This is a genomic window from Bradyrhizobium sp. SMVTL-02 (genome assembly GCF_051853005.1).
GTDB lineage: Bacteria > Pseudomonadota > Alphaproteobacteria > Rhizobiales > Xanthobacteraceae > Bradyrhizobium.
This window is the reverse complement of record NZ_CP182469.1, coordinates 4,920,287-4,938,799: the sequence shown is the minus strand read 5'-3', so window position 1 is coordinate 4,938,799 and position 18,513 is coordinate 4,920,287. Positions and strand designations below refer to the sequence as shown.

The following is an 18,513-nucleotide window of genomic DNA, read 5'->3' as shown; positions in this document are numbered from 1 at the left end:
GCCTCAACTCAACTCAAGGGATGAACGGTCATGGCAGCAGAGAAGGTCGCACTCGTCACCGCCGGCGGCAGCGGCATGGGGGCAGGGGCTGCGCGGCGGCTGGCGGCGGACGGATTTCGCGTCGCGATCCTGTCGTCCTCCGGCAAGGGCGAGGCGCTGGCGGCCGAGCTCGGCGGCCTCGGCATTACCGGCTCCAACAAGTCGAACGACGATCTAAAGCGCCTCGTCGATGGTGCGCTTGCCAAATGGGGACGCATCGACGTGCTCGTCAACAGCGCGGGCCACGGGCCGCGCGCGCCGATCACGGAGATCACCGACGAGCAGTGGCACACCGGCCTCGACACCTATCTGCTCAACGTGATCCGTCCGACCCGGCTGGTGACGCCGGTAATGCAGGCGCAGAAGGCCGGGGCCATCATCAACATCTCGACCGCCTGGGCGTTCGAGCCGAGCGCGATGTTTCCGACCTCCGCGGTGTTCCGCGCCGGGCTCGCCGCGTTCACGAAGATCTTCACCGACACCCATGCCGCCGACAACATCCGCATCAACAACGTGCTGCCGGGCTGGATCGACAGCCTGCCGCAGACCGATGCGCGCCGCGACAGCGTGCCGATGCAGCGCTACGGCAAGGTCGAGGAGATCGCGGCGACGATCGCGTTCCTGGCGTCCGACGGTGCGGCTTACATCACCGGCCAGAACATTCGAGTCGACGGCGGACTGACGCGCTCGGTCTGACACGGCGCGCGGATTCCGCCGCACCCTGTCGCGACGCGCTTTAAACTTAGCCGAGAGGCTAACAATCATTGACATTCAGGGTCCGAGGTCTATAGTTAGCTGCATGGCTAACCAATTCGACCGACTCGACCATGTCTTCGCAGCCCTCGCCGATCCCACGCGGCGGGCGATCGTGATGCGGCTGTGCGCCGGCGAAGCGTCGGTCGGCGAGCTTGCCGATCCCTTCGACATGGCGCTGCCGAGTTTCATGAAACACATCCACGTGCTGGAGACGAGCGGGCTGGTGCAGTCGGAGAAATCGGGCCGGGTGCGCACGTGCCGGCTCAGCCCGGACGCACTTGTCGGCGCAGAGGACTGGTTCCAGCAGCAGCGCGCGATCTGGGAGGCGCGGCTCGACCGGTTCGAAGCCTATGTGATGAAGCTGAAGAAGGAGAGGGCGGCCGCCAAGCGGCCGTCGCGTAAAACCAAGAAGAAAGGTTCCGAGTGATGACGAATTCTGCCAATCCCGCCCTCTCGCAATGGTCGCTCGACCGCGAGATCGTGATGTCGCGCGTAATCGACGCGCCGCGCGATCTGGTGTTCGAGGCGTGGTCCGACCCGAAGCACCTGCCACAATGGTTCGGGCCGAAAGGCTTCAGGGTCGAGACCTTCGAGATCGACGTCCGCGTCGGCGGCGTCTGGCGTTTCAACATGATCGGTCCCGACGGCGCGGTCTATCCGAACCGCATGCGTTTCCGGCGGATCGAGCGCCCGTCGCTGATGGAGATGGACCACGGCGTCGACCAGGACGAGGATCCCGGCATGTTCCGCTTCACCGTCACCTTCGCCGAGCAGAGCAATGGCAAGACCGTGCTGATGATGCGGCAACTGGCCTCGAGCACGGAGCAGCGCGATGGCATGATCGGCTTCGGCGCGGTCGAATACGGCTATCAGACGCTGGACAAGCTCGCGGCGTATCTGGGTGGGATGAAGAGGTAAGTCCGTCGCATGATTCCAGGGGCTCCGCATCGGCGCTCCCGGAATCAACTTTGAAATGGAGGAACGCAGCCGCTCTCGGGATCATGACAGCGCGCAGCGCTATTATGACAGTATCATGACATCGATTTCTGTCGCGTCGCGCTACTGAATTATGACAGAATTGCTACCGCCAGATGTCACGTCGATTACAGCGGAGCGATTCATCATGTTGCAGTGGCGGGCGCGGTCAAATCCCCTCGCATGGTGGTGGGGGTCGCTGACGCTTGTGAGCGGTGCCAACATCCTCGTCTGGTTCATGCTGTACCGCGAGTTCTATCCGACGGTTGCGAGCAGCGTCGGTGGAGGCTCGGACATCGGACTGATGTTCCTGCTCTGCGCCGGCTACGTGTTCGGCTGTGCCTTCAGATCCGTGCTGCCGCGCGCGGACGTGCAGCGCATCTGCCTGTTCGACACCTGGCTCTCCAGCGTCGTCGTCGGCCGCACCGTTGCGACCGTGGCCGAGCTCTGCTTCGTCGCGCAATGGGCGATCATCCTGCATCAGCTGGGTCAAATGACCGGTGCGGAAACCGCGGTGAACATCGCGCTCGTGATCGTGCCCATCATCATCATCGCGGAGTGCTTCTCCTGGTACGCGGTGGTAACGACCAACTTCCTCTACAACGCGATCGAAAACTCGCTGTGGGCGGTGACCTTCTTCCTTGCCGGAATCGCGCTGTGCCGCCTGGTGCCGGAATTCCAGGGCGTGGTGCGCTGGGCGCTGATGTCGGGCATCGTCGGCATCGCCTGCTTCCTCGCCTTCCTCGTCACCGTCGACGTGCCGATGTATCTCAGCCGCTGGCGCGCAGGGCACGCTGAGGGCAACAGGTTTCTCGGCCTGCTCGAAGGCCTGCATGACGTCTCGACGCGCTGGGTGGTGACCCACGACATCGCGCACTGGAAGGGCGAGCTGACCTGGATGTTCCTGTATTTCAGCGCCGCAGTGTGGTCGAGCCTCGCGCTCTGCGCGCTCTATGCGATGGAAGGCTATCTGACGCGCTATCTCGCCTGAGTTGCTTCTTGTTTTGACGCGTTTTCTTCACGCGAACCGGTATCCACTTCGCTCGAAGACACTTTATTTGCCGACCAGGCTGCATTTGCTGCGGTCGAGCGGGCGGAAGGCCTGGTCGGGCGGGATCGTCGCGACCAGCTTGACGAAATCCCAGGGGCCCTTGGATTCCTCCGGCGTCTTGACCTGCACCAGATAGAGATCGTGCACCATGCGCTGATCCTCGCGGATGCGGCCGTTGCTGGTATAGGCATCCGACACCGGTGTCGCCTTCATCCTGGCCATCACGACGCCGCCGTCGTCGGAGTCGGTATCCTTCACCGCTTGCAGATAGTGGCGCACGGCGGAATAGACGCCGGCCTGGATCTGGGAGGGCATCGCCTTGCGCCGCGCATAAAACGCGTCTGAGAACTTCCGTGCTGCCGGCGAGACGTCCTCGAAGAACGAGGTGACGATGAGATCACCGCGCGTCGCCTTCAGGCCGACCGCTTCGATGTCGACGTTTTGAAACGACATCGGCACGATCTTCATGCCCTGCGCAGCAAGGCCGAATTCCTCGGCCTGCTTGATCGCGGTGGCATTGTCGCCGGCGACGTTGATCGCGAGAATCTTCGCGCCTGACGACTGCGCCTGGAGCAGGAACGAGCTGTAGTCGGGTGTGCCGAGCTGCGCCTTGACGCTGCCGGCGACCTTGCCGCCAAGGGCGGCGATGCGATCGCGCGCGGTCGCCTCGATCGAATGGCCGAAGGCATAGTCGCCGGTGATGAAGAACCATGGCTCCTTGCTGGTCTGCATGATGCCGGAGACGACCGCGGTCGCGGTGGAATAGGCGTCCTGGGTCCACTGCACGCTGGTCGGCGCGCAGGCGTCGTCGGTAAGCTGGTTGGCGCCGGCGCCGGAGACGAGGAAGATCTTGCCGTTGCCGCGCACCAGTTCCTGCACCGCGAGCGCAGCGCCGGAGCTGCCGCCGTCGGCGATTGCCTGGACGCCGTCGCTGAACCATTTGCGGGCGAGGGAGGCCGCAAGGTCCGGCTTGTTCTGGTGATCGGCCTGCAAGATCTCGATCGGCTTGCCGTCGATCTTGCCGGCGAACTCCTCCGCCGCCATTCGCGCCGCCTCGACCGAGCCCGGGCCCATCGCGGTCGCGAACACGCCGTTCATGTCGGTGAGCACGCCGACGCGGATGGCGTCGCCCTTGATCTCGGCGCGCGCGGCGGGACCTGCGAGCGCCAGTGCGGTCAGCAGCATGGCGGTGGATGTCGTGCGGAGGGGATGCATGGCGTTTCCTAATTGTATCGTTGATTGGAATGGGTGGTCAGGCCTGCTCGGCGACGACCTCGTTGCGCAAGATGCCGATGCCGGAGATCTCGACCTCGACGGTGTCGCCCGGGCGCATCCACAGGGGTGGCGTGCGCTTGGCGCCGACGCCGCCGGGAGTGCCGGTGACGATGACGTCGCCGGGGGCGAGCGGGCAGATCGTGGAGATGTAGGCGATCAGTTCGGGGATGGCGGTGATCAGGAGATCGGTGCTGGTGTCCTGCACCACGGCGCCGTTGAGCCGCGTCTGCAAGGTGAGCTTCGACGGGTCGGGGATTTCGTCCGCGGTCACCAGCCACGGGCCGAAGCTGCCGCTCTCGGCAAAAGTCTTCCCGGAGAGGAACTGGCTGGTATGGCGCTGCCAGTCGCGGATGCTGCCCTCATTGTAGCAGGCATAGCCGGCGATGTGGTCGAGCGCACGGCTCGCGGGAATGTGCCGGCCGCCCTTGCCGATGACGAGCGCGAGCTCACCCTCATAGTCAAAATCGTCGCTGACCTTGGGTTTCACGATCGGCTGGAGGTGGCCGACCTGGCTGCAGGGGAAGCGGACGAACAGCGCCGGCTTCTCGGTCACGGTGCGTCCGGTCTCGGCGACGTGGTCGCGGTAGTTGAGGCCGACGCAGATGATCTTGCCGGGATCGGGAATGACGGGGGCGAAGGCGATCCTGTCGAGCGGATGATCCGGGGCGGCGGACGCCACGATCCTCGCGGCCTCGGCAACGCGACCGGCTTCGAGCAGCTCGCGCAGCGTGGCGCAGGGTGCCATGCGCGTGCCAAGATCGACGATGCCATTGTCCTTGAGGGCCCCGAAGGAGGCGCGTCCGCCGGCGACGAATGAGAGCAGCTTCATGAGATGTCCTTTGAGTTCGATCAGGCCGCGGACGGCGCTTGGGCTGGAGTAATTGGGGTTGCGGGAATGACCGCGGCGATGAGCCGCTCGAGGTCGGACTCGTCGCGGGCGGAGCCTCGGATGTAACGGTCGGGACGAACCAGTGCGGCGATGATGCCGTGCTCGCGCAGCCAGTCTGCGAGGCCTTCGGCGTCGTCGCCAGTGAGGATCTCGATCCCGGCCTGTGACAGTGCGAGGCGCGACGGCAATGCGGCCGCAGTCTCGACGAGCAGCGCATGATGATAGCCGGTCCGGTCGTCGCTGCGACGTCCGTCGCCCAGCATGAACTGCGGGGCGAGATGTCCGAGGAGCGGCAGGTCACCAAACGCGAGTCCGGGGCCGAGCAGGGGCTTCTTCACTTCCAGCTTGACCGGCGCGTTCTCGCGCGCTTCGCCGGCGGCAAGGCCGGCCTCTATCGCCTTGGTGTTGATGACGCCGCCGAGGCGAATGGCGAGCTCGATGAACTCGCGCACATGCGGCTGGCGCTCGCTCTGATAGGTGTCGAGCATATCCGGCGCGGCGCCGCCACGGATGACGTCCGCGAGTTTCCAGGCCAGGTTTGCGGCATCGCGGATGCCGGCACACATCCCCTGGCCGAGGAAGGGCGGGGTCTGGTGCGCGGAATCGCCCGCAAGCAGCAGCCGGCCGCTGCGCCATTGCTGCGCGATCACGGAATGAAAGGTGTAGACCGCGGCGCGCTCGATCTCGGCATCGTCGGGGGTGACCCAGCGCGACAGCAGCTCCCAGACCTTTGCCTGCTGCGCGACCTCTTGTGTATCTTCGTCCGGCAGGACGGTGATCTCCCAGCGCCGCCGGGTGCCGGTGCCGCGCACATAGGTTGCCGGCCGCTTGGGATCGCAATGCTGGAGGCTGTAGTCGCCGAGATCGTCGCGCGCGCGCTTGAGCAGCACGTCGATCACCAGCCAGCGCTCGTGAAAGCCGAGATCGTTCATGCCGGAACCGATGAAGCGGCGAACCAGAGACCGCGCGCCGTCGCAGCCGATCACATAGCCGGCGCGGACCTCGCTGAGCTTGCCGTTCGAAAGGTCCTCGTAGCGCACGCGCACGCCGGTCTCGTCCTGGTCCAGCGCGAACACGTCGCAGCGGTTGCGCAAGGTGACGTGGGGCCAGCGGGCGAGGCCGCCGATCAGCACGTCCTCCAGATCGGGCTGGTGGAAGCGGTAGCTGAGATGCCAGCCCATGGGCGTCAGCGTCTGTGGCCGCGACCAATCCAGCAACCTCTTGCCGGCGGCGTCGAGGAAGAGCATGCCGGGGCTAAGGATGACATGCGGCAGGATCGCATCGGCAAGGCCGACGGTCTGGAACACGCGCATGCATTCGTCGTCGAAATGCACCGCTCGCGGCAGATGATAGGTCTGCGCCTCGCGCTCCAGCACCAGCGTCCGCACGCCGCAAAGGCCGAGCAGATTGGCGAGCGTCGCGCCGACCGGCCCGCGGCCGACGATGACAACATCGAATTCTTCGGGGGTGTCTTTATCTTGCATGGGGCTATCTCTTCCCCAAGCCGCGCCGCAGCATCAACGCCGCTGCGCCAAGTGTCCGCCCTGCGGACGGACGGAGGCTAGACCTCGACCGGGATGGCCAGTGCCGTCTCCTGAAGCTGCGCTGCAAATTGCTTCACCGCTTCCTCGATCCCAAGCGCCGAGCGAATCCAGATGATGGAGATGCAGCCGAACACGGCGCGGGCCCGCACGATCGGGACTGCGATCGAGGCTGTCTTGGGATTGTATTCGCCTTCGCTGCGGATCGCGTAGCCGCGGGCTTGCGTCTCCGCGATCATGCGATCGAAACGGCCGGGTTCGAGGAAGGGGCGGTCGTCGACCTCGTCGATGCGGCGCAGATGGTTGACGATCAAATCGCGCTCGCGCGCCGGGCAGGCGGCGAGATAGGCGCGGCCCGCGGACGTCCGCAGCATCGGCAGGCGCTTGCCGATCATGCCGCGGTCGATCGAGAGCGGACTGCGCGAATGCGTGGTTTCCTGCACCACCATCGCCGCGTTCTCGTAAGTCGAGAGATCGACTGGCCAGACCAGGGTCTTGCTGAGTTCGGCGAGATAGGGCGCCGCCGCCTGGCAGATCAAAACGCCGGGGTCGTAGCCATCGCCGAGGCTCAGGGCGAGCCGGGTCACGCGAAAACGATCGTCGCTGGCGCTGCGGGCAACATAGCCGAGTTCCTCGAGCGTCTCGAGCAGGCGGTAGACGGTGGGGCGGGGCAGGTCGAGCGCGCGGGCGACATCGCCGGCGCGGATGCCGCCGGAGCGGTTGACCTCCTGCAGCACGTCCAGCCCGCGCTTGAAGGCGCGGACGCCCTCCGGCTGCCGCGGCTGTCCGTTCCGCGTCCGCTCCTTGGACACTTCGTATTTCCTCCCTTGTGGCGCGCGGATGCGCGACTATCGTCTCTGCGAACGCGCAGCGATTGCGGGATGTTACCGTAAAATCGTGCGCGGCCGGTATCAAGTTCGCCGCAGTGCGGCGGGTGCGATGCCTTTGGGAGAACGTCGATGGAAATCACCGCGCTCGGCTATATCGGGATCAACTCGTCGCAGCTCGACCAATGGGGCCGGATGGCAACCGGGCTGCTCGGCATGCAGCAGGTCGATCGAGGCGGCAAGATGCGCGCCTTCCGCATGGACGATCGCAAGCAGCGGCTGATCGTCGACGGCAGCAGCGATGCTGGGTTGGCCGTGATTGGCTGGGAGGTGCCGTCGACCGCTGAGCTGGACCAGTTGGCGGGCCGACTGGAAAGCCACGGCGTCAAGGTCACGCGCGGCTCGCGCGCGCTGGCCGATGAGCGGCACGTGGCCGAGCTGATCACGTTCACCGATCCTGCCGGCAACCGGCTGGAGGCTTTCTGCAAGCCGGAGCTCGCGAGCGAGCCGTTCAAGCCGGGGCGGCCGATCTCGGGTTTCCGCACCGGAGCGCTCGGCATGGGGCACGTCGTGCTCAATGTCGAGGACGTCGGGCCGCTATTGCCGTTCTATCGCGACGTGCTCGGCTTCCACGTCTCGGACTTCGGACTCAAGCCTTACGGGCTCTATTTCTTCCACGTCAACGGCCGCCACCATTCCTTTGCGATGGTCGGCTCCGGGCGGAAGGCGATGCATCATTTCATGGTGGAGCTCGGCAGTCTCGACGATGTCGGGCAGGGCTATGACCTCGCGCAGCTCGAAGATGGCCGCGTCGTCTATACGCTGGGCCGGCATACCAACGACCACATGACATCGTTCTACGTGAACACGCCGTCCGGATTCTTCATCGAATATGGCTGGGGCGGGCGCATCATCGATCCCCAGACCTGGCAGCCGCACGAGACCTTCGACGGCCCGTCGCTGTGGGGGCACGAGCGGCTCAACATGCCGGAAGAGCAGCGCAAGCGCCTGCGCGACATGCGGTTGGATGCAGCCGCGCGTGGCGTTCGCGTCGCCGATCCGCGCGTGCCGCCGCTGAACTGCGCATGGTTGGACCAGGTCGTCGCGCGCGAATGAACGGTCGCTCCCCGGCGCAGTTCACGCCTCGCCGAGGTCGACCTGCGTCAGCAACCCCTGGCGCAGCGCGAGGCGAACCAGCTCGATGTCGGAGCCGACGCCGAGCTTGTCCTTGATCAGGGAATGCAGGTTCGCCACCGTCTTCGGGCTGACATGCAGCGTCTCGGCGATCTCGTCCGTCGTCCTTTCGGCGAGCAGCAGCCGCAGCACCTCGAACTCGCGCGGCGTGAGCACATCGGCCGCCGAGCTCTCGCCGGCGAGCCGGCTCAGCGCCAGCTCGTGGTCGATGTCGGGGCTGATCGCGATCCGGCCGGCGAGCACGTCCATCACCGCGCGCACCAAGGTCTCGGGCGGGCTGGTCTTGGTGACATAGCCCCTCGCGCCGGCGCGGATCGCCTGCACGGCAAAGCCCGCATTCTGATGCATGGTGAAAACGAGGATCTTTGCGCCCTTGTCCCGCTGCCGGATGCGCCTCACGGCCTCGATGCCGCCGATGCCGGGCATGCTCAGATCCATGATGACGAGATCCGGTGCCTCGGATTTGTAGAGCCGGTAGGCCTCCGCGCCGTCGGACGCTTCGGCGACGACACGCAGGCCCGGCTGCTTCTCGAGCACCGAGCGATAGCCCTCGCGGACGACGGAATGGTCGTCGACCAGCAGGATGGTCGCATCGCCCGCGCTCATGCCGCGTGATCCAATCGCTGCCGATCGGCGGCTTCGAGCGGAATGACGACACGCAATGCGGAGCCGCCGTTCGGCCCCGCCTCGAAACTCAGGCGGCCGCGCAGCGCCGCGACGCGTTCGCGCATGCCGAGCAGGCCCATTCCCGATTTCGCAGCGGGCTCGTTCGACCGTCCGTCATCGTCGATCGCAAGCGCGATCTCGTCGGCTCGCATCGTCAATTCCAGGCTGACCCTCGAGGCGTCCGCGTGTTTGGCAGCGTTGGTGAGGGCCTCCTGCACGATGCGGTAGAGGTTGGCGCTGACCGCGGCCGGCAGGGTCTCGAAGGCGCCGTCGAAACGGATCGAAAACCTCGTCTGGCCGCGGCTGCGCCCGTTCCAGCCCGCGACCAGCCCTTCGAGGCTGCCGACGAGCCCGAGCTCCTCGACGTCGGGCGGCCGCAGCCGGAACAGCGCACCGCGCAGCGTCTCCATCATGCCGGTTGCGGTCCGCGAAATACCGTCGCATTCGGACAGCAGCGACGGGCACTCCTGCGTGGCGGTCTGGCGGGCCGAGGAGGCCAGCGCGCGGATGGCGGCCAGCGACTGGCCGAACTCGTCGTGCAGCTCGCGGGCGAGATGGCGGCGCTCCTCGTCCTGAAGCGCGATCAGCTTCCGCGTCAGCTCGGCGCGCTCGGCAAGCGCGGTGTCGAGGCTTTGGGCGAGATGGTTGAAGACGTCGCGGATGGCGGAGAGCTCGGCGAGGTCGAACGGGGGTAGCCGTGCCGTGAGGTCACCAGCGGCGATGCGTTCGAGGCCGGTGCGGATCATGCGGGTCGGGCGCAGTGCGCGCGCCAATGCCGCGTAGACCAACACGCAGAGCAGCGGCAACGCGATCGCGAGGGCGAGCATCAGGCGGCCGGCCTCGTGCCAGGCTTCCGCGCTCTGCACCGCCGGATCGAGCCAGACGACAGCTTCGCCGATCTTCGCACCGCGCACGATCACCGGCCGTGCCGCCTCGCGACCGGGGTCGAACAGGCTGCGATAGAAGGCGGTGAAGGCCTGCGCCGGCGGGGGCGCCGGAGGCACGCCACTACAGAAGCGCTGCAGAATGTCGCTATCGGTGTCGCGGAATGCCAGGCACAGGCCGGGGGTCATGACATAGGCTGAAACGGGATCGAGGTTCGGAAAGTCCGAGCGCGGGCTCGCCACCCACTGGACCTTGCCCTGTTGCAGCTCCAGCGACTTCGCCACGATCGCGGCGATACCGTCGATGCGCGCATGCGCCGCGCGATCAGCCGTGACAAGGAAGTAGGTGGAGATCGCGGCGAAGCAGGCGGCCGATATCGCGGCCACGCGCAACGTCAGACGGACCTTGAGATCGAACCTCGGACGGTTCCACATCGGCAGGCACCTGCTACGACGGAATTGTCGCTTGCGCATTAAACGGCAGAACGCAGGCGGCGGGAAGCGTTCCTGCCGTACCGCAGTGCAACCTCGTGAAGATTTCCCGGCGTTCGTCGGGACAGTCACGGCTGCGTGGTCTCAAGCTCCGCCTGCGGGAGAGGCGAAGCAAGCCGCATCGCGATCAGAACGTCAGCTGCACCTTCATCGACTGCGAACGGTCGCTGGCGAGTTCGAAGGCGGCGACCGCGTTCTCGAACGGCATGGTCGCCGTGATCAGCGGCTTGACGTCGATCAACCCTTCGCCCATCAGCCGCACCGCTAGCTCGAACTCGGGATCGAAGCGGAAGGTGCCGCGCAGCTGCAATTCCTTGGCGACGATGGAGTTGATCGGCAGCGTCATCTCGCCGCCGAGGCCGAGCTGCACCAGCGTCGCGCCGGGCCGGAGCACGTCGAGCGCAGTGCGGAGCGCGGCCTGATTGCCGGAGGCCTCGAACAGCGTGTCGAACACGCCCTTGCCGGCGCGCCAGGGATCCAGCGCGGCGGCATCGGTCGCGACGTTGATGGCATGCGTGGCGCCGAGCTTTTTAGCGACTGCCAGCGGGGCATCGGCAACATCGGTGACAACGATCTCGGACGCACCGCCAAAGCGCGAGACCAAAATCATCAGCGCACCGATCGGGCCGCAGCCGGTGATCAGCACTCGCTTGCCGAGCAGGGGGCCGGCCTGCTTGCCGGCATGCAGGCAGACCGCCAGCGGTTCGGCGACGGCAGCCTCCGCCAGCGACAGCTTGTCGGCGATCGGCACCGCCTGTGCTGCATCGATCGTGATGAACTCACGAAAGCCGCCCTGCACATGGGGAAAGCGCATCGCGCTCCCGAGAAAACGCATGTCGAGGCACTGGTTGCGCATGCCCTCCCGGCAATGCAGGCACGCCCCGCACGGCTTGCTCGGATTGACTGCGACGCGGGTGCCAGCCTTCACGCCGGTGACGCCATCACCGACGGCAGCCACCACGCCGGCGATCTCGTGCCCGAGCGCCATCGGCTGCTGGATGCGCACGACGCCGAAGCCGCCGTGATGGTAGTAGTGCAGGTCGGAGCCGCAGATGCCGCCATTGGCGATCTTGACGCGGACCTCGCCCGGGCCGGGCGCCGGATCGGGGTAGGTGTCGATCCGCAGGTCCTTCGGGGCGTGAATGACGACGGCGCGCATGGCTTGCTCCTTCGCTGTCTTGGCGGTCACATCGCGGCGATCATGCCGCCATCGACATAGATGATCTGGCCGTTGACATAAGTGGATGCGTCGGAGGCGAGAAAGATCGCGGCGCCCACCAGCTCGTCGGGCTTGCCCCAGCGCTTGGAGGGGATGCGGCCCATCAGCCAGTTGTTGAAATCGGCGTTGTTGACCAGCGCCTCGTTCATGTCGGTCAGCATGTACCCGGGGCCGATCGCATTGGCCTGGATGCCGTGCTGGGCCCACTCCACCGCCATCGATCGCGTCAGGTTCTTGATGCCGCCCTTGGCGGCGGTGTAGGGCGCGATGGTGGGGCGCGCGAGCTCGCTGCCGAGCGAGCCGATATTGATGATCTTGCCGCGCTTGCGCGGGATCATGCGCTTGGCCGCCTCGCGCCCGATCACGAAGGCGCTGGTAAGGTTGGTCTCGATCACCTTGCGCCATTCGTCGGTGGTGAATTCGACCAGCGGCTTGCGGTGCTGGATGCCGGCGTTGTTGACGACGATGTCGACCGCAAGGCCGCTCTTATCGAAGTCGTTGAACGCCGCGACGATCGCGGGCTCGTCAGTGACGTTGAAGGCGGCGCCTTCGGCCTGATGCCCGGCGGCGCGAAACTCGGCGACGGCTTGCTCGACGCGCTTGGGATCGACGCCGTTGATGATGATCTTGGCGCCGGCCTTGGCCATGCCCTCGGCGATGGCGCGCCCGAGGCCGCGGGAGGAGCCGGTCACGAGCGCGGTGCGGCCGGAGAGATCGAAAAGGGAGGTGCTCATCTTAAGAAATCCTCAGATGTTGGAGCGGCGCACCGTGAGATCGGTGCGCTCGAAGACGGCAGGCAGGAGGTCGACGCCAAGGCCGGGGCCTTCCATCGGGAAGACATAGCCGTCCTTGATCACGGGCATCGTGGTGACGAGCTCATTGTACCAGCCCTTGTAGAAGGCGCGCACCGATTCCTGGATCAAGGTGTTGGGCTGGCTGAACGACATGTGGATGGCGGCGATGAAGCCGATCGGCCCGATGCAATCATGCGGTGCGAAGGGCCTGTGATAGGTCTCGGCCATCGCCGCGATCTTGCGTCCTTCGGTGAGACCGCCGGTCCAGCACAGGTCCGCCATCACCACATGCATGGCGTCGCGGTCGAGCATGTCCTTGTAGGGGAAGCGCGAGCCCAGCGTCTCGCTGGCGCAGACCCAGACATCAGTCGAGCGGGCATACTCGGCCAGCGCCTGCGGCGAGTTCATGCGGATTGGGTCTTCGTACCAGGTCGGCGTGTAGGGCTCGAGCGCTCGCGCGATCTGCTTTGCCGTCGGCAGATTCCACAGCGAATGGAGTTCGACCATGATCTCCATCTTGTCGCCCACGGCTTTGCGGATCTTCTCGAACGGCTCGATCGCCTGCTTCATCTGCGCGGCGGTGATGTAGAGGCCCTTGTTCTCCTGCGCCGCCGGATCGAACGGCCAGATCTTCATGGCCGAGATGCCGCTTTCCAGGAGGCTTTCGGCGAGCGCATCGGCGTTGTTCATGAAGCCGTCGAGGTCTTCATAGGGGCCTTTGGAGGCGCCGAGATTCCAGTTCGCGACCGGGCTGATATTGGTCGAGCGAACGTACTGCGTGCCGGCGCAGGTGTTGTAGATGCGCTGCTTGTCGCGGCAGAGGCCGCCGAGCATCTGGTGCACAGGCTGATCGCAGACCTTGCCGAACAGGTCCCACAGCGCGATGTCGATCGCGGAGGCCGCGCGATATTCGACGCCGGTCGAGGACTGCGCCATCGGCAGGTTCAGCATGTCGCGATGGATCGCCTCGATGTGCAGGGGATTGCGGCCGAGCAGGCGGCCGGCAAAGGTGTCGTGAATCTGCGCCTCGATCGCGCCGGCGCCGTAGAAGGTCTCGCCGAGACCGATCAGACCCGTGTCGGTGTGGATGCGCACCCAGATGACGTTGGAGAATTCCTCGGTGCGCAGTGTCTCGATCGACGTGATCCTCACGACAACTCTCCTCCCTCGAAAGGCGCCTCGCGCCCGACGTCTCTTTTCGCGCTGCAGCATGTCGCAGATCGCGCGGGAGTCTTACGCCTGCTTGTAATATATCACAACATGTTTTAAGTGTGCCACAAACAAGGCGCCACCCTGCAACGAGAGCGCGGGCTGACGGGAGAGGACGACATGGCACGGCGCAAGCGCGCGCTCGAGGTGGTGAGAGACGAGGACGACAGTGAGGGCAGACCTTCCCGCCGTAACCGTCTCAACTTCTTCGAGCTCGCCTATCAGAGGATCGAGGAGCTGCTCGTTCATTGCGAGCTCAAGCCTGGCCAGTTCATGACGATGCTGGAGTTGCAGCAGATCACCGGCTTCGGCCGCACGCCGGTGCATCACGCCGTCAATCGTCTCTCCGCCGATACGCTCATCATCATCCGTCCGCGCCATGGCCTGCACATCGCGCCGATCGATCTCGCGCGCGAGCGCATGCTGCTGGGCCTGCGCCGCGACATTGAGCGTTTTGTCATTCGCCTCGCGGCGGATCGCGCCAGCCTGTCCCACCGCAATCAGGCGCTGCACATCGAGCGTTTGCTGCGCGAACGTCGTGCCAGTTTGACACTCGATGAATTCAACAGCCTCGACCGCCGCATCGACGCGCTGGTGCTGGAGGCGGCCGGCGAGCCCTTCCTGGTCCACACGCTGCGCCCACTGCACACGCTGTATCGCCGCATCGGTTACATCCACCACCGCTTCATGCCGGGGCAGGCCGATCTGTCCGGCACGATCGATCATCATCTCGCCATTCTCAGTGCCGTCGCCAACCGCCGCGTCGAGGACGCCGTGAAGGCCAGCGATGCGCTGATCGACTACATGGGCGAGATGTTCACGGGCATGGAGGCGGGAATCGATCCGCGACTGCTCGATTGCAGTATCGAGCCGCTGCTCGGCTCGTAGAGAGTTTTGAAGAAAGGAAGAAGAATGACAACAATGGCGCTGCCACAACCGACCGCGAGCGAAGCCGCGGTCCGCTACCTCATCACCAACTACAGTCCCAAGGGCAACAAGGTCGGCTGGCTGATGATGGCCTCGATCCTGGTCGAGGCCTGGGATCTCTACTCGATCGCCTTCGTGCTGATCTTCATCAAGGAGCAGTACAATCCCGATCCGCTGATGCTGGGCCTTGCCGCGGCGGGCACGCAAGGCGGCGCGCTGATCGGCGCGCTGCTCGGCGGCTGGATGTCCGACAAGATCGGCCGTCGCGTCATGTTCCTGGTGACGATGGTGCTGTTCATCGTGCTGGCGCTGGCGCAGGCCTTCGTGCCGAGCGTGGGTTGGCTCGTCGTGATCCGCTTCCTGCTCGGCATCCCGCTCGGCTCTGATATCTCGACCGGCTATACCTACATCATGGAATCCATGGCCAAGGGTGAGCGCGAGGTCATGGGCAACCGCTGGCAGTTCATGTTCGCCGTCGGCGAGGTGCTGACCATCGGCGTCATCGTGATCTTCCTGCTGGTCGACATGCAGCACGAGATGCTGTGGCGCGTGACGCTCGGTCTCGGCGCGGTGCCGGCGCTCATCATCCTGATCATGCGCCACGACGTGCCGGAGACTGCGGTATGGCTGGTGCAGAAGGGACGCTACCGCGAGGCCAAGCAGGTCGCGCGCGAGATGTTCAACGACAATCTCGACATGCTGCCGGACCACGACGTGGAAGTGCCGAAGGTCTCGACCCGCGCCTTCCTCGCCGACCTCAAGAAGGATCCGATCCGCTGGCGCGCCACGCTGTACGGCTGGATCGCCTGCTTCGCGCAAGGCAGCGAGTTCTCGACCTTCGCCTTCTACCTGCCGGTGCTGTTCGTGATGGTCGGCGTGTCCAGCGTGCTCGGCAACAACCTCGTGACGATGGGATTGTTCTGCTTCGCCGCTCTGTCGGGCTGGGTCGGTCCGCTGCTGACGCCGAAGATCGGCCATCGCGGCATCGCGATCGCAGGCTTCGGCATCGTGCTGGCCTCGCTGCTGGTCGCGGCCTTCGCGCTCTACACCGACAACAAGATCCTGCTGCCGTTCGCGGCCGCCGCGATGCTGTGGGGCCACTATTGGGACGCCTCGAACTGCATGACGATTCCGACCATGGTCGCCAAGCCGAAATATCGCGGCACCGCCAGCGGTTTCGCCTACATGTTCGTGAAGCTGCCGTCGTTCCTGGCGATCTTCCTGTTCCCCTCGCTGTTCGCCGCGATCGGGCAGGCCAACGCCACGCTGTTCGTCGCGATCTTCCCGCTGATCGGATTGCTCGCCGCAATCTTCATCCTGCCGGAAGTCTACGGCTACGAGAACGATTGACGATGCGTGAGCCCCGATCGCGGCCTCATGGCCGCGATCGGGCTCCTTGCCCTGGGGGCTGAGGCATCGCAAACAATCGCAGTGAATTCGCTGCCGTTACCTGATCGCCGCCGCCAGCGCCGCGATCAGAGCGGGGGGCGTCACCAGCATACCGAGCTTGAGGAACGGCCAGGCACTGAGCTCGATCTTCTCCCGTCGGAGCGCAACCAGCCAGAGGATGGTGGCGAGCGATCCCGTCACCGACATGTTCGGTCCGAGATCGACGCCGATCAGGATCGCGCTGACGACCGGCGCCGGCAGATGATCGCTGGCCGCGACCGAGCCGGCGATAAGACCGACCGGAAGATTGTTGGCGATATTGGTGCCGATCGCGGTGGCGATGCCGACGCTCCAGGCAGCCTTCGGCACCGATTGTGCGACGGCCTGGTGCAGCAGCGCGCTGAGCTGCCCGATCACGCCGGTCTCGATCAGCGCTTCCACCATGACGAAGAGTCCGCCGACCAGCGGCAGCACGCTCCACGACACCCCCCTGAGCACCGGCAACGGCGACTGACTGCTGAGCAGCAGCACGAGCGCCGATGTCACCACCCCGCAGATGAAGGTCGGCAGGCCCAGTTGCTTGTCGAGCGCTGAGGCCGTGACCAGCACGACGCCGATTGCGACGATGCCCATTGCCGTCAGCTTGCCGCCGCGGCCGAGCTTTGGATGCGGCACGCTGCGGGCGATGGTCTCTTCCTTGAGCGCGCGGTGCTGGGTCAGGCGCAGCACGACATAGGTGAGCAGGATCGAGACCGCCGAGGGCAGGGCGAACAGGCGCAGCCATTCGGTCAGGTGCGGCATGCGCGCGCCGAACACCACGAGGTTGGCGGGATTGGAGATCGGCAGCACGAAGCTTGCGGCGTTGGCAATGAACGCGCAGACGAACAGATAAGGCAGCGGTTTCGCGCCGGCCGCGCGCGTCGCCGCATAGACGGCCGGCGTCAGCACGATCGCGGTGGCGTCGTTCGAGAGCAGCACGGTGACCATCGTGCCGACGAGATAGATCAGCAGGAACAGCCGCTGCGGCGAGCCGCCTGCATATTCGACCGCGAGCGCGGCGAGATAGTCGAACAGGCCCTCGAGCCGGGCGAGCTCGGCGATCAGCATCATGCCGATCAGGAAGAGATAAACGTCGAGGCCCTTCTCGATGCCGGCAAGCGCATCCTGCCACGGCAGCAAACCGGACAGCACGAGGGTGCCGGCGCCGATGACCGCCCAGATCGCCTCGGGCAGGCGGAACGGGCGGATGACGACGCCTGCGGTCGCAGCGACGATGATGCTCCAGGCCCAGATGGCGTCAGACGGCACGTTCAGTCCTCGATGTGGAACGGGTTCATTCGGCAGCGATATCCGATGTCACCGGCGCTGTCTTCCCCTGCGGTCGCAAGGCGCCATGCCGCGTCTCGGGCAAGGCGAGGAGGCAGATGACGGCGCCGATCGCCGCGACCATGCCGAGCGCGATGAAGGCCGCACTGTACCCCGCGCCGACCACCACGAAGCCGGCGAGCGCCGTCGACAGCGCGGCTCCGATGCCCTGAGCGGTGATGACCGCGCCTTGCGCGACGTTGAAGCGCCCGGTGTTGCGCATGAGGTCGGCAACGATGACGGGGAAGATGGTACCGAAGATGCCGGCACCGACGCCGTCGAGAAGCTGCACGCCGACCAGCCAGAATGGATTGTCGGAGAGCGTATAGAGCGTGCCGCGAACGGGAAGGATCAGGAGCGCCGCGAGGAAGAAGCGCTTGTGTCCCCACCGGTCGGCCCTCGCGCCGACCAGCATCGCGAACGGCACCATCACCCGGCGCGCCTCGTCAGATCGGGGTCCTGGCTCGACATCGGTGTCTCGATCGAGGCGCGGAAACGTCCGCGCAGAAACGGACGTCATGGCATCTTTGTTCCGCCTCAGAATTTCATGGCCAGCAGCACCGCGCCGGCGCCGATCATGGCGATGCCGAGCCAGCCCTGCGCCGTCGGCCGCTCGCCGAGAAAGGCGAAGGCGAACAGCGCGACCAGGACGACGCTGAGCTTGTCGATGGGGGCGACCAGTGTTGCGGGGCCAAGCTTCAATGCACGGAAATAGCAGAGCCATGAAGCGCCGGTCGCAAGTCCCGACAAAACCAGGAATAGCCAGGTTTTTGAGGAGACCGCCGAGGGCACGACGAACTGTCCGGTGAAGAACAGCAGCGCCGAGAAGGCGAGCAGCACCACGATGGTGCGGATGAAAGTGGCGAGATCCGGATTTATGTTCTCGACGCCGACCTTGGCGAAGATCGCGGTCAGCGCCGCAAAGCAGGCCGAAAGCAGTGCCCAGGTTTGCCAGGCGGAGAGAAGGGCGGGTTTCATATCATCGATATCCGTTGTTTCCAGGGCCGCGCGCAGCGTCGTC

Annotated in this window: 18 protein-coding genes and 1 pseudogene; 7 read left to right on the top strand and 12 right to left on the bottom strand. The window is 65.5% G+C overall.

What is annotated here, in order from left to right; translation table 11 throughout:
* Positions 1–30 precede the first annotated feature (30 nt).
* The 4 genes from ACNJYB_RS23410 (at position 31) to ACNJYB_RS23395 (ending at position 2,761) form a co-directional block, all read left to right on the top strand.
* Positions 31–735 (top strand): SDR family oxidoreductase, encoded by a 705-nt coding sequence (locus tag ACNJYB_RS23410; protein WP_439368716.1) that lies wholly within the window; start codon positions 31–33, stop codon positions 733–735.
* A 103-nt stretch (positions 736–838) separates the two neighbouring features.
* A complete protein-coding gene (locus tag ACNJYB_RS23405) occupies positions 839–1,222 on the top strand; it encodes an ArsR/SmtB family transcription factor (RefSeq protein WP_439368714.1) in 384 nt (127 codons plus the stop codon).
* Complete coding sequence (locus ACNJYB_RS23400) at positions 1,222–1,713, top strand: SRPBCC family protein (protein WP_439368713.1); 492 nt, start codon at positions 1,222–1,224, stop codon at positions 1,711–1,713. Before ACNJYB_RS23405 ends, ACNJYB_RS23400 begins: the two co-directional genes overlap by 1 nt.
* A gap of 205 nt (positions 1,714–1,918) precedes the next feature.
* The gene (locus ACNJYB_RS23395; protein WP_439368712.1) at positions 1,919–2,761 is read left to right on the top strand and encodes a hypothetical protein; all 843 of its coding nucleotides are present in this window, start codon (positions 1,919–1,921) and stop codon (positions 2,759–2,761) included.
* 63 nt (positions 2,762–2,824) lie between these two features.
* Here the strand turns inward: ACNJYB_RS23395 and ACNJYB_RS23390 are convergent, their stop codons facing one another.
* From ACNJYB_RS23390 to ACNJYB_RS23375, 4 genes are all read right to left on the bottom strand, one after another.
* A complete protein-coding gene (locus ACNJYB_RS23390; RefSeq protein ID WP_439368711.1) occupies positions 2,825–4,036 on the bottom strand; it encodes an ABC transporter substrate-binding protein in 1,212 nt (403 codons plus the stop codon).
* 37 nt (positions 4,037–4,073) lie between these two features.
* Positions 4,074–4,925, bottom strand: a complete 852-nt coding sequence (locus ACNJYB_RS23385) for a fumarylacetoacetate hydrolase family protein (protein ID WP_439368710.1) — start codon at positions 4,923–4,925, stop codon at positions 4,074–4,076.
* A gap of 20 nt (positions 4,926–4,945) precedes the next feature.
* Positions 4,946–6,469 (bottom strand): bifunctional 3-(3-hydroxy-phenyl)propionate/3-hydroxycinnamic acid hydroxylase MhpA, encoded by a 1,524-nt coding sequence (gene mhpA / locus ACNJYB_RS23380; RefSeq protein ID WP_439368709.1) that lies wholly within the window; start codon positions 6,467–6,469, stop codon positions 4,946–4,948.
* A gap of 77 nt (positions 6,470–6,546) precedes the next feature.
* Positions 6,547–7,338, bottom strand: a complete 792-nt coding sequence (locus ACNJYB_RS23375) for a DNA-binding transcriptional regulator (RefSeq protein ID WP_439368708.1) — start codon at positions 7,336–7,338, stop codon at positions 6,547–6,549.
* A 147-nt stretch (positions 7,339–7,485) separates the two neighbouring features.
* On the opposite strand from ACNJYB_RS23375, the gene ACNJYB_RS23370 reads away from it, so the two are divergent.
* Positions 7,486–8,469 carry a VOC family protein gene (locus ACNJYB_RS23370; RefSeq protein WP_439368706.1) on the top strand — a complete coding sequence of 328 codons (984 nt, stop codon included), beginning with the start codon at positions 7,486–7,488 and terminating at the stop codon, positions 8,467–8,469.
* A gap of 21 nt (positions 8,470–8,490) precedes the next feature.
* On the opposite strand, the gene ACNJYB_RS23365 is transcribed toward ACNJYB_RS23370, so the two are convergent.
* From ACNJYB_RS23365 to ACNJYB_RS23345, 5 genes are all read right to left on the bottom strand, one after another.
* Positions 8,491–9,153, bottom strand: coding sequence for a response regulator (locus ACNJYB_RS23365; protein WP_183245131.1), 663 nt, complete (start codon positions 9,151–9,153; stop codon positions 8,491–8,493).
* Positions 9,150–10,532 (bottom strand): HAMP domain-containing sensor histidine kinase, encoded by a 1,383-nt coding sequence (locus ACNJYB_RS23360; protein ID WP_439368704.1) that lies wholly within the window; start codon positions 10,530–10,532, stop codon positions 9,150–9,152. Before ACNJYB_RS23360 ends, ACNJYB_RS23365 begins: the two co-directional genes overlap by 4 nt.
* Positions 10,533–10,716: 184 nt before the next feature.
* Positions 10,717–11,748, bottom strand: a complete 1,032-nt coding sequence (locus tag ACNJYB_RS23355) for an L-idonate 5-dehydrogenase (protein ID WP_439368703.1) — start codon at positions 11,746–11,748, stop codon at positions 10,717–10,719.
* Positions 11,749–11,774: 26 nt separating this feature from the next.
* Entirely contained in the window at positions 11,775–12,542 is a 768-nt protein-coding gene (locus tag ACNJYB_RS23350) for an SDR family oxidoreductase (protein WP_439368702.1), read from the bottom strand.
* A 12-nt stretch (positions 12,543–12,554) separates the two neighbouring features.
* Complete coding sequence (locus tag ACNJYB_RS23345; protein ID WP_439368701.1) at positions 12,555–13,754, bottom strand: mandelate racemase/muconate lactonizing enzyme family protein; 1,200 nt, start codon at positions 13,752–13,754, stop codon at positions 12,555–12,557.
* A gap of 177 nt (positions 13,755–13,931) precedes the next feature.
* Between ACNJYB_RS23345 and ACNJYB_RS23340 the strand changes: the two genes are divergently transcribed.
* The gene (locus ACNJYB_RS23340) at positions 13,932–14,699 is read left to right on the top strand and encodes a GntR family transcriptional regulator (protein WP_439368700.1); all 768 of its coding nucleotides are present in this window, start codon (positions 13,932–13,934) and stop codon (positions 14,697–14,699) included.
* Between the two features lie 24 nt (positions 14,700–14,723).
* Positions 14,724–16,088, top strand: a complete 1,365-nt coding sequence (locus ACNJYB_RS23335; RefSeq protein ID WP_439368699.1) for an MFS transporter — start codon at positions 14,724–14,726, stop codon at positions 16,086–16,088.
* A gap of 96 nt (positions 16,089–16,184) precedes the next feature.
* On the opposite strand, the gene ACNJYB_RS23330 is transcribed toward ACNJYB_RS23335, so the two are convergent.
* From ACNJYB_RS23330 to ACNJYB_RS23320, 3 genes and pseudogenes are all read right to left on the bottom strand, one after another.
* Positions 16,185–17,435, bottom strand: a complete 1,251-nt coding sequence (locus ACNJYB_RS23330; RefSeq protein WP_439368698.1) for an arsenic transporter — start codon at positions 17,433–17,435, stop codon at positions 16,185–16,187.
* A gap of 25 nt (positions 17,436–17,460) precedes the next feature.
* Positions 17,461–17,934, bottom strand: a pseudogene (locus ACNJYB_RS23325) (MFS transporter); the annotation flags it as partial.
* Positions 17,935–18,029: 95 nt separating this feature from the next.
* Positions 18,030–18,470, bottom strand: coding sequence for an EamA family transporter (locus tag ACNJYB_RS23320; protein ID WP_439368696.1), 441 nt, complete (start codon positions 18,468–18,470; stop codon positions 18,030–18,032).
* Between the last annotated feature and the right edge of the window lie 43 nt (positions 18,471–18,513).

Excerpts from the sequence above, each read along its gene's own strand:
- ACNJYB_RS23410 (WP_439368716.1), top strand. The coding sequence starts at position 31 with ATGGCAGCAGAGAAGGTCGCACTCGTCACCGCCGGCGGCAGCGGCATG.
- ACNJYB_RS23405 (WP_439368714.1), top strand. The coding sequence starts at position 839 with ATGGCTAACCAATTCGACCGACTCGACCATGTCTTCGCAGCCCTCGCC.
- ACNJYB_RS23400 (WP_439368713.1), top strand. The coding sequence starts at position 1,222 with ATGACGAATTCTGCCAATCCCGCCCTCTCGCAATGGTCGCTCGACCGC.
- ACNJYB_RS23395 (WP_439368712.1), top strand. The coding sequence starts at position 1,919 with ATGTTGCAGTGGCGGGCGCGGTCAAATCCCCTCGCATGGTGGTGGGGG.
- ACNJYB_RS23390 (WP_439368711.1), bottom strand. The coding sequence starts at position 4,036 with ATGCATCCCCTCCGCACGACATCCACCGCCATGCTGCTGACCGCACTG.
- ACNJYB_RS23385 (WP_439368710.1), bottom strand. The coding sequence starts at position 4,925 with ATGAAGCTGCTCTCATTCGTCGCCGGCGGACGCGCCTCCTTCGGGGCC.
- mhpA (WP_439368709.1), bottom strand. The coding sequence starts at position 6,469 with ATGCAAGATAAAGACACCCCCGAAGAATTCGATGTTGTCATCGTCGGC.
- ACNJYB_RS23370 (WP_439368706.1), top strand. The coding sequence starts at position 7,486 with ATGGAAATCACCGCGCTCGGCTATATCGGGATCAACTCGTCGCAGCTC.
- ACNJYB_RS23365 (WP_183245131.1), bottom strand. The coding sequence starts at position 9,153 with ATGAGCGCGGGCGATGCGACCATCCTGCTGGTCGACGACCATTCCGTC.
- ACNJYB_RS23360 (WP_439368704.1), bottom strand. The coding sequence starts at position 10,532 with ATGTGGAACCGTCCGAGGTTCGATCTCAAGGTCCGTCTGACGTTGCGC.
- ACNJYB_RS23355 (WP_439368703.1), bottom strand. The coding sequence starts at position 11,748 with ATGCGCGCCGTCGTCATTCACGCCCCGAAGGACCTGCGGATCGACACC.
- ACNJYB_RS23350 (WP_439368702.1), bottom strand. The coding sequence starts at position 12,542 with ATGAGCACCTCCCTTTTCGATCTCTCCGGCCGCACCGCGCTCGTGACC.
- ACNJYB_RS23340 (WP_439368700.1), top strand. The coding sequence starts at position 13,932 with ATGGCACGGCGCAAGCGCGCGCTCGAGGTGGTGAGAGACGAGGACGAC.
- ACNJYB_RS23335 (WP_439368699.1), top strand. The coding sequence starts at position 14,724 with ATGACAACAATGGCGCTGCCACAACCGACCGCGAGCGAAGCCGCGGTC.
- ACNJYB_RS23320 (WP_439368696.1), bottom strand. The coding sequence starts at position 18,470 with ATGAAACCCGCCCTTCTCTCCGCCTGGCAAACCTGGGCACTGCTTTCG.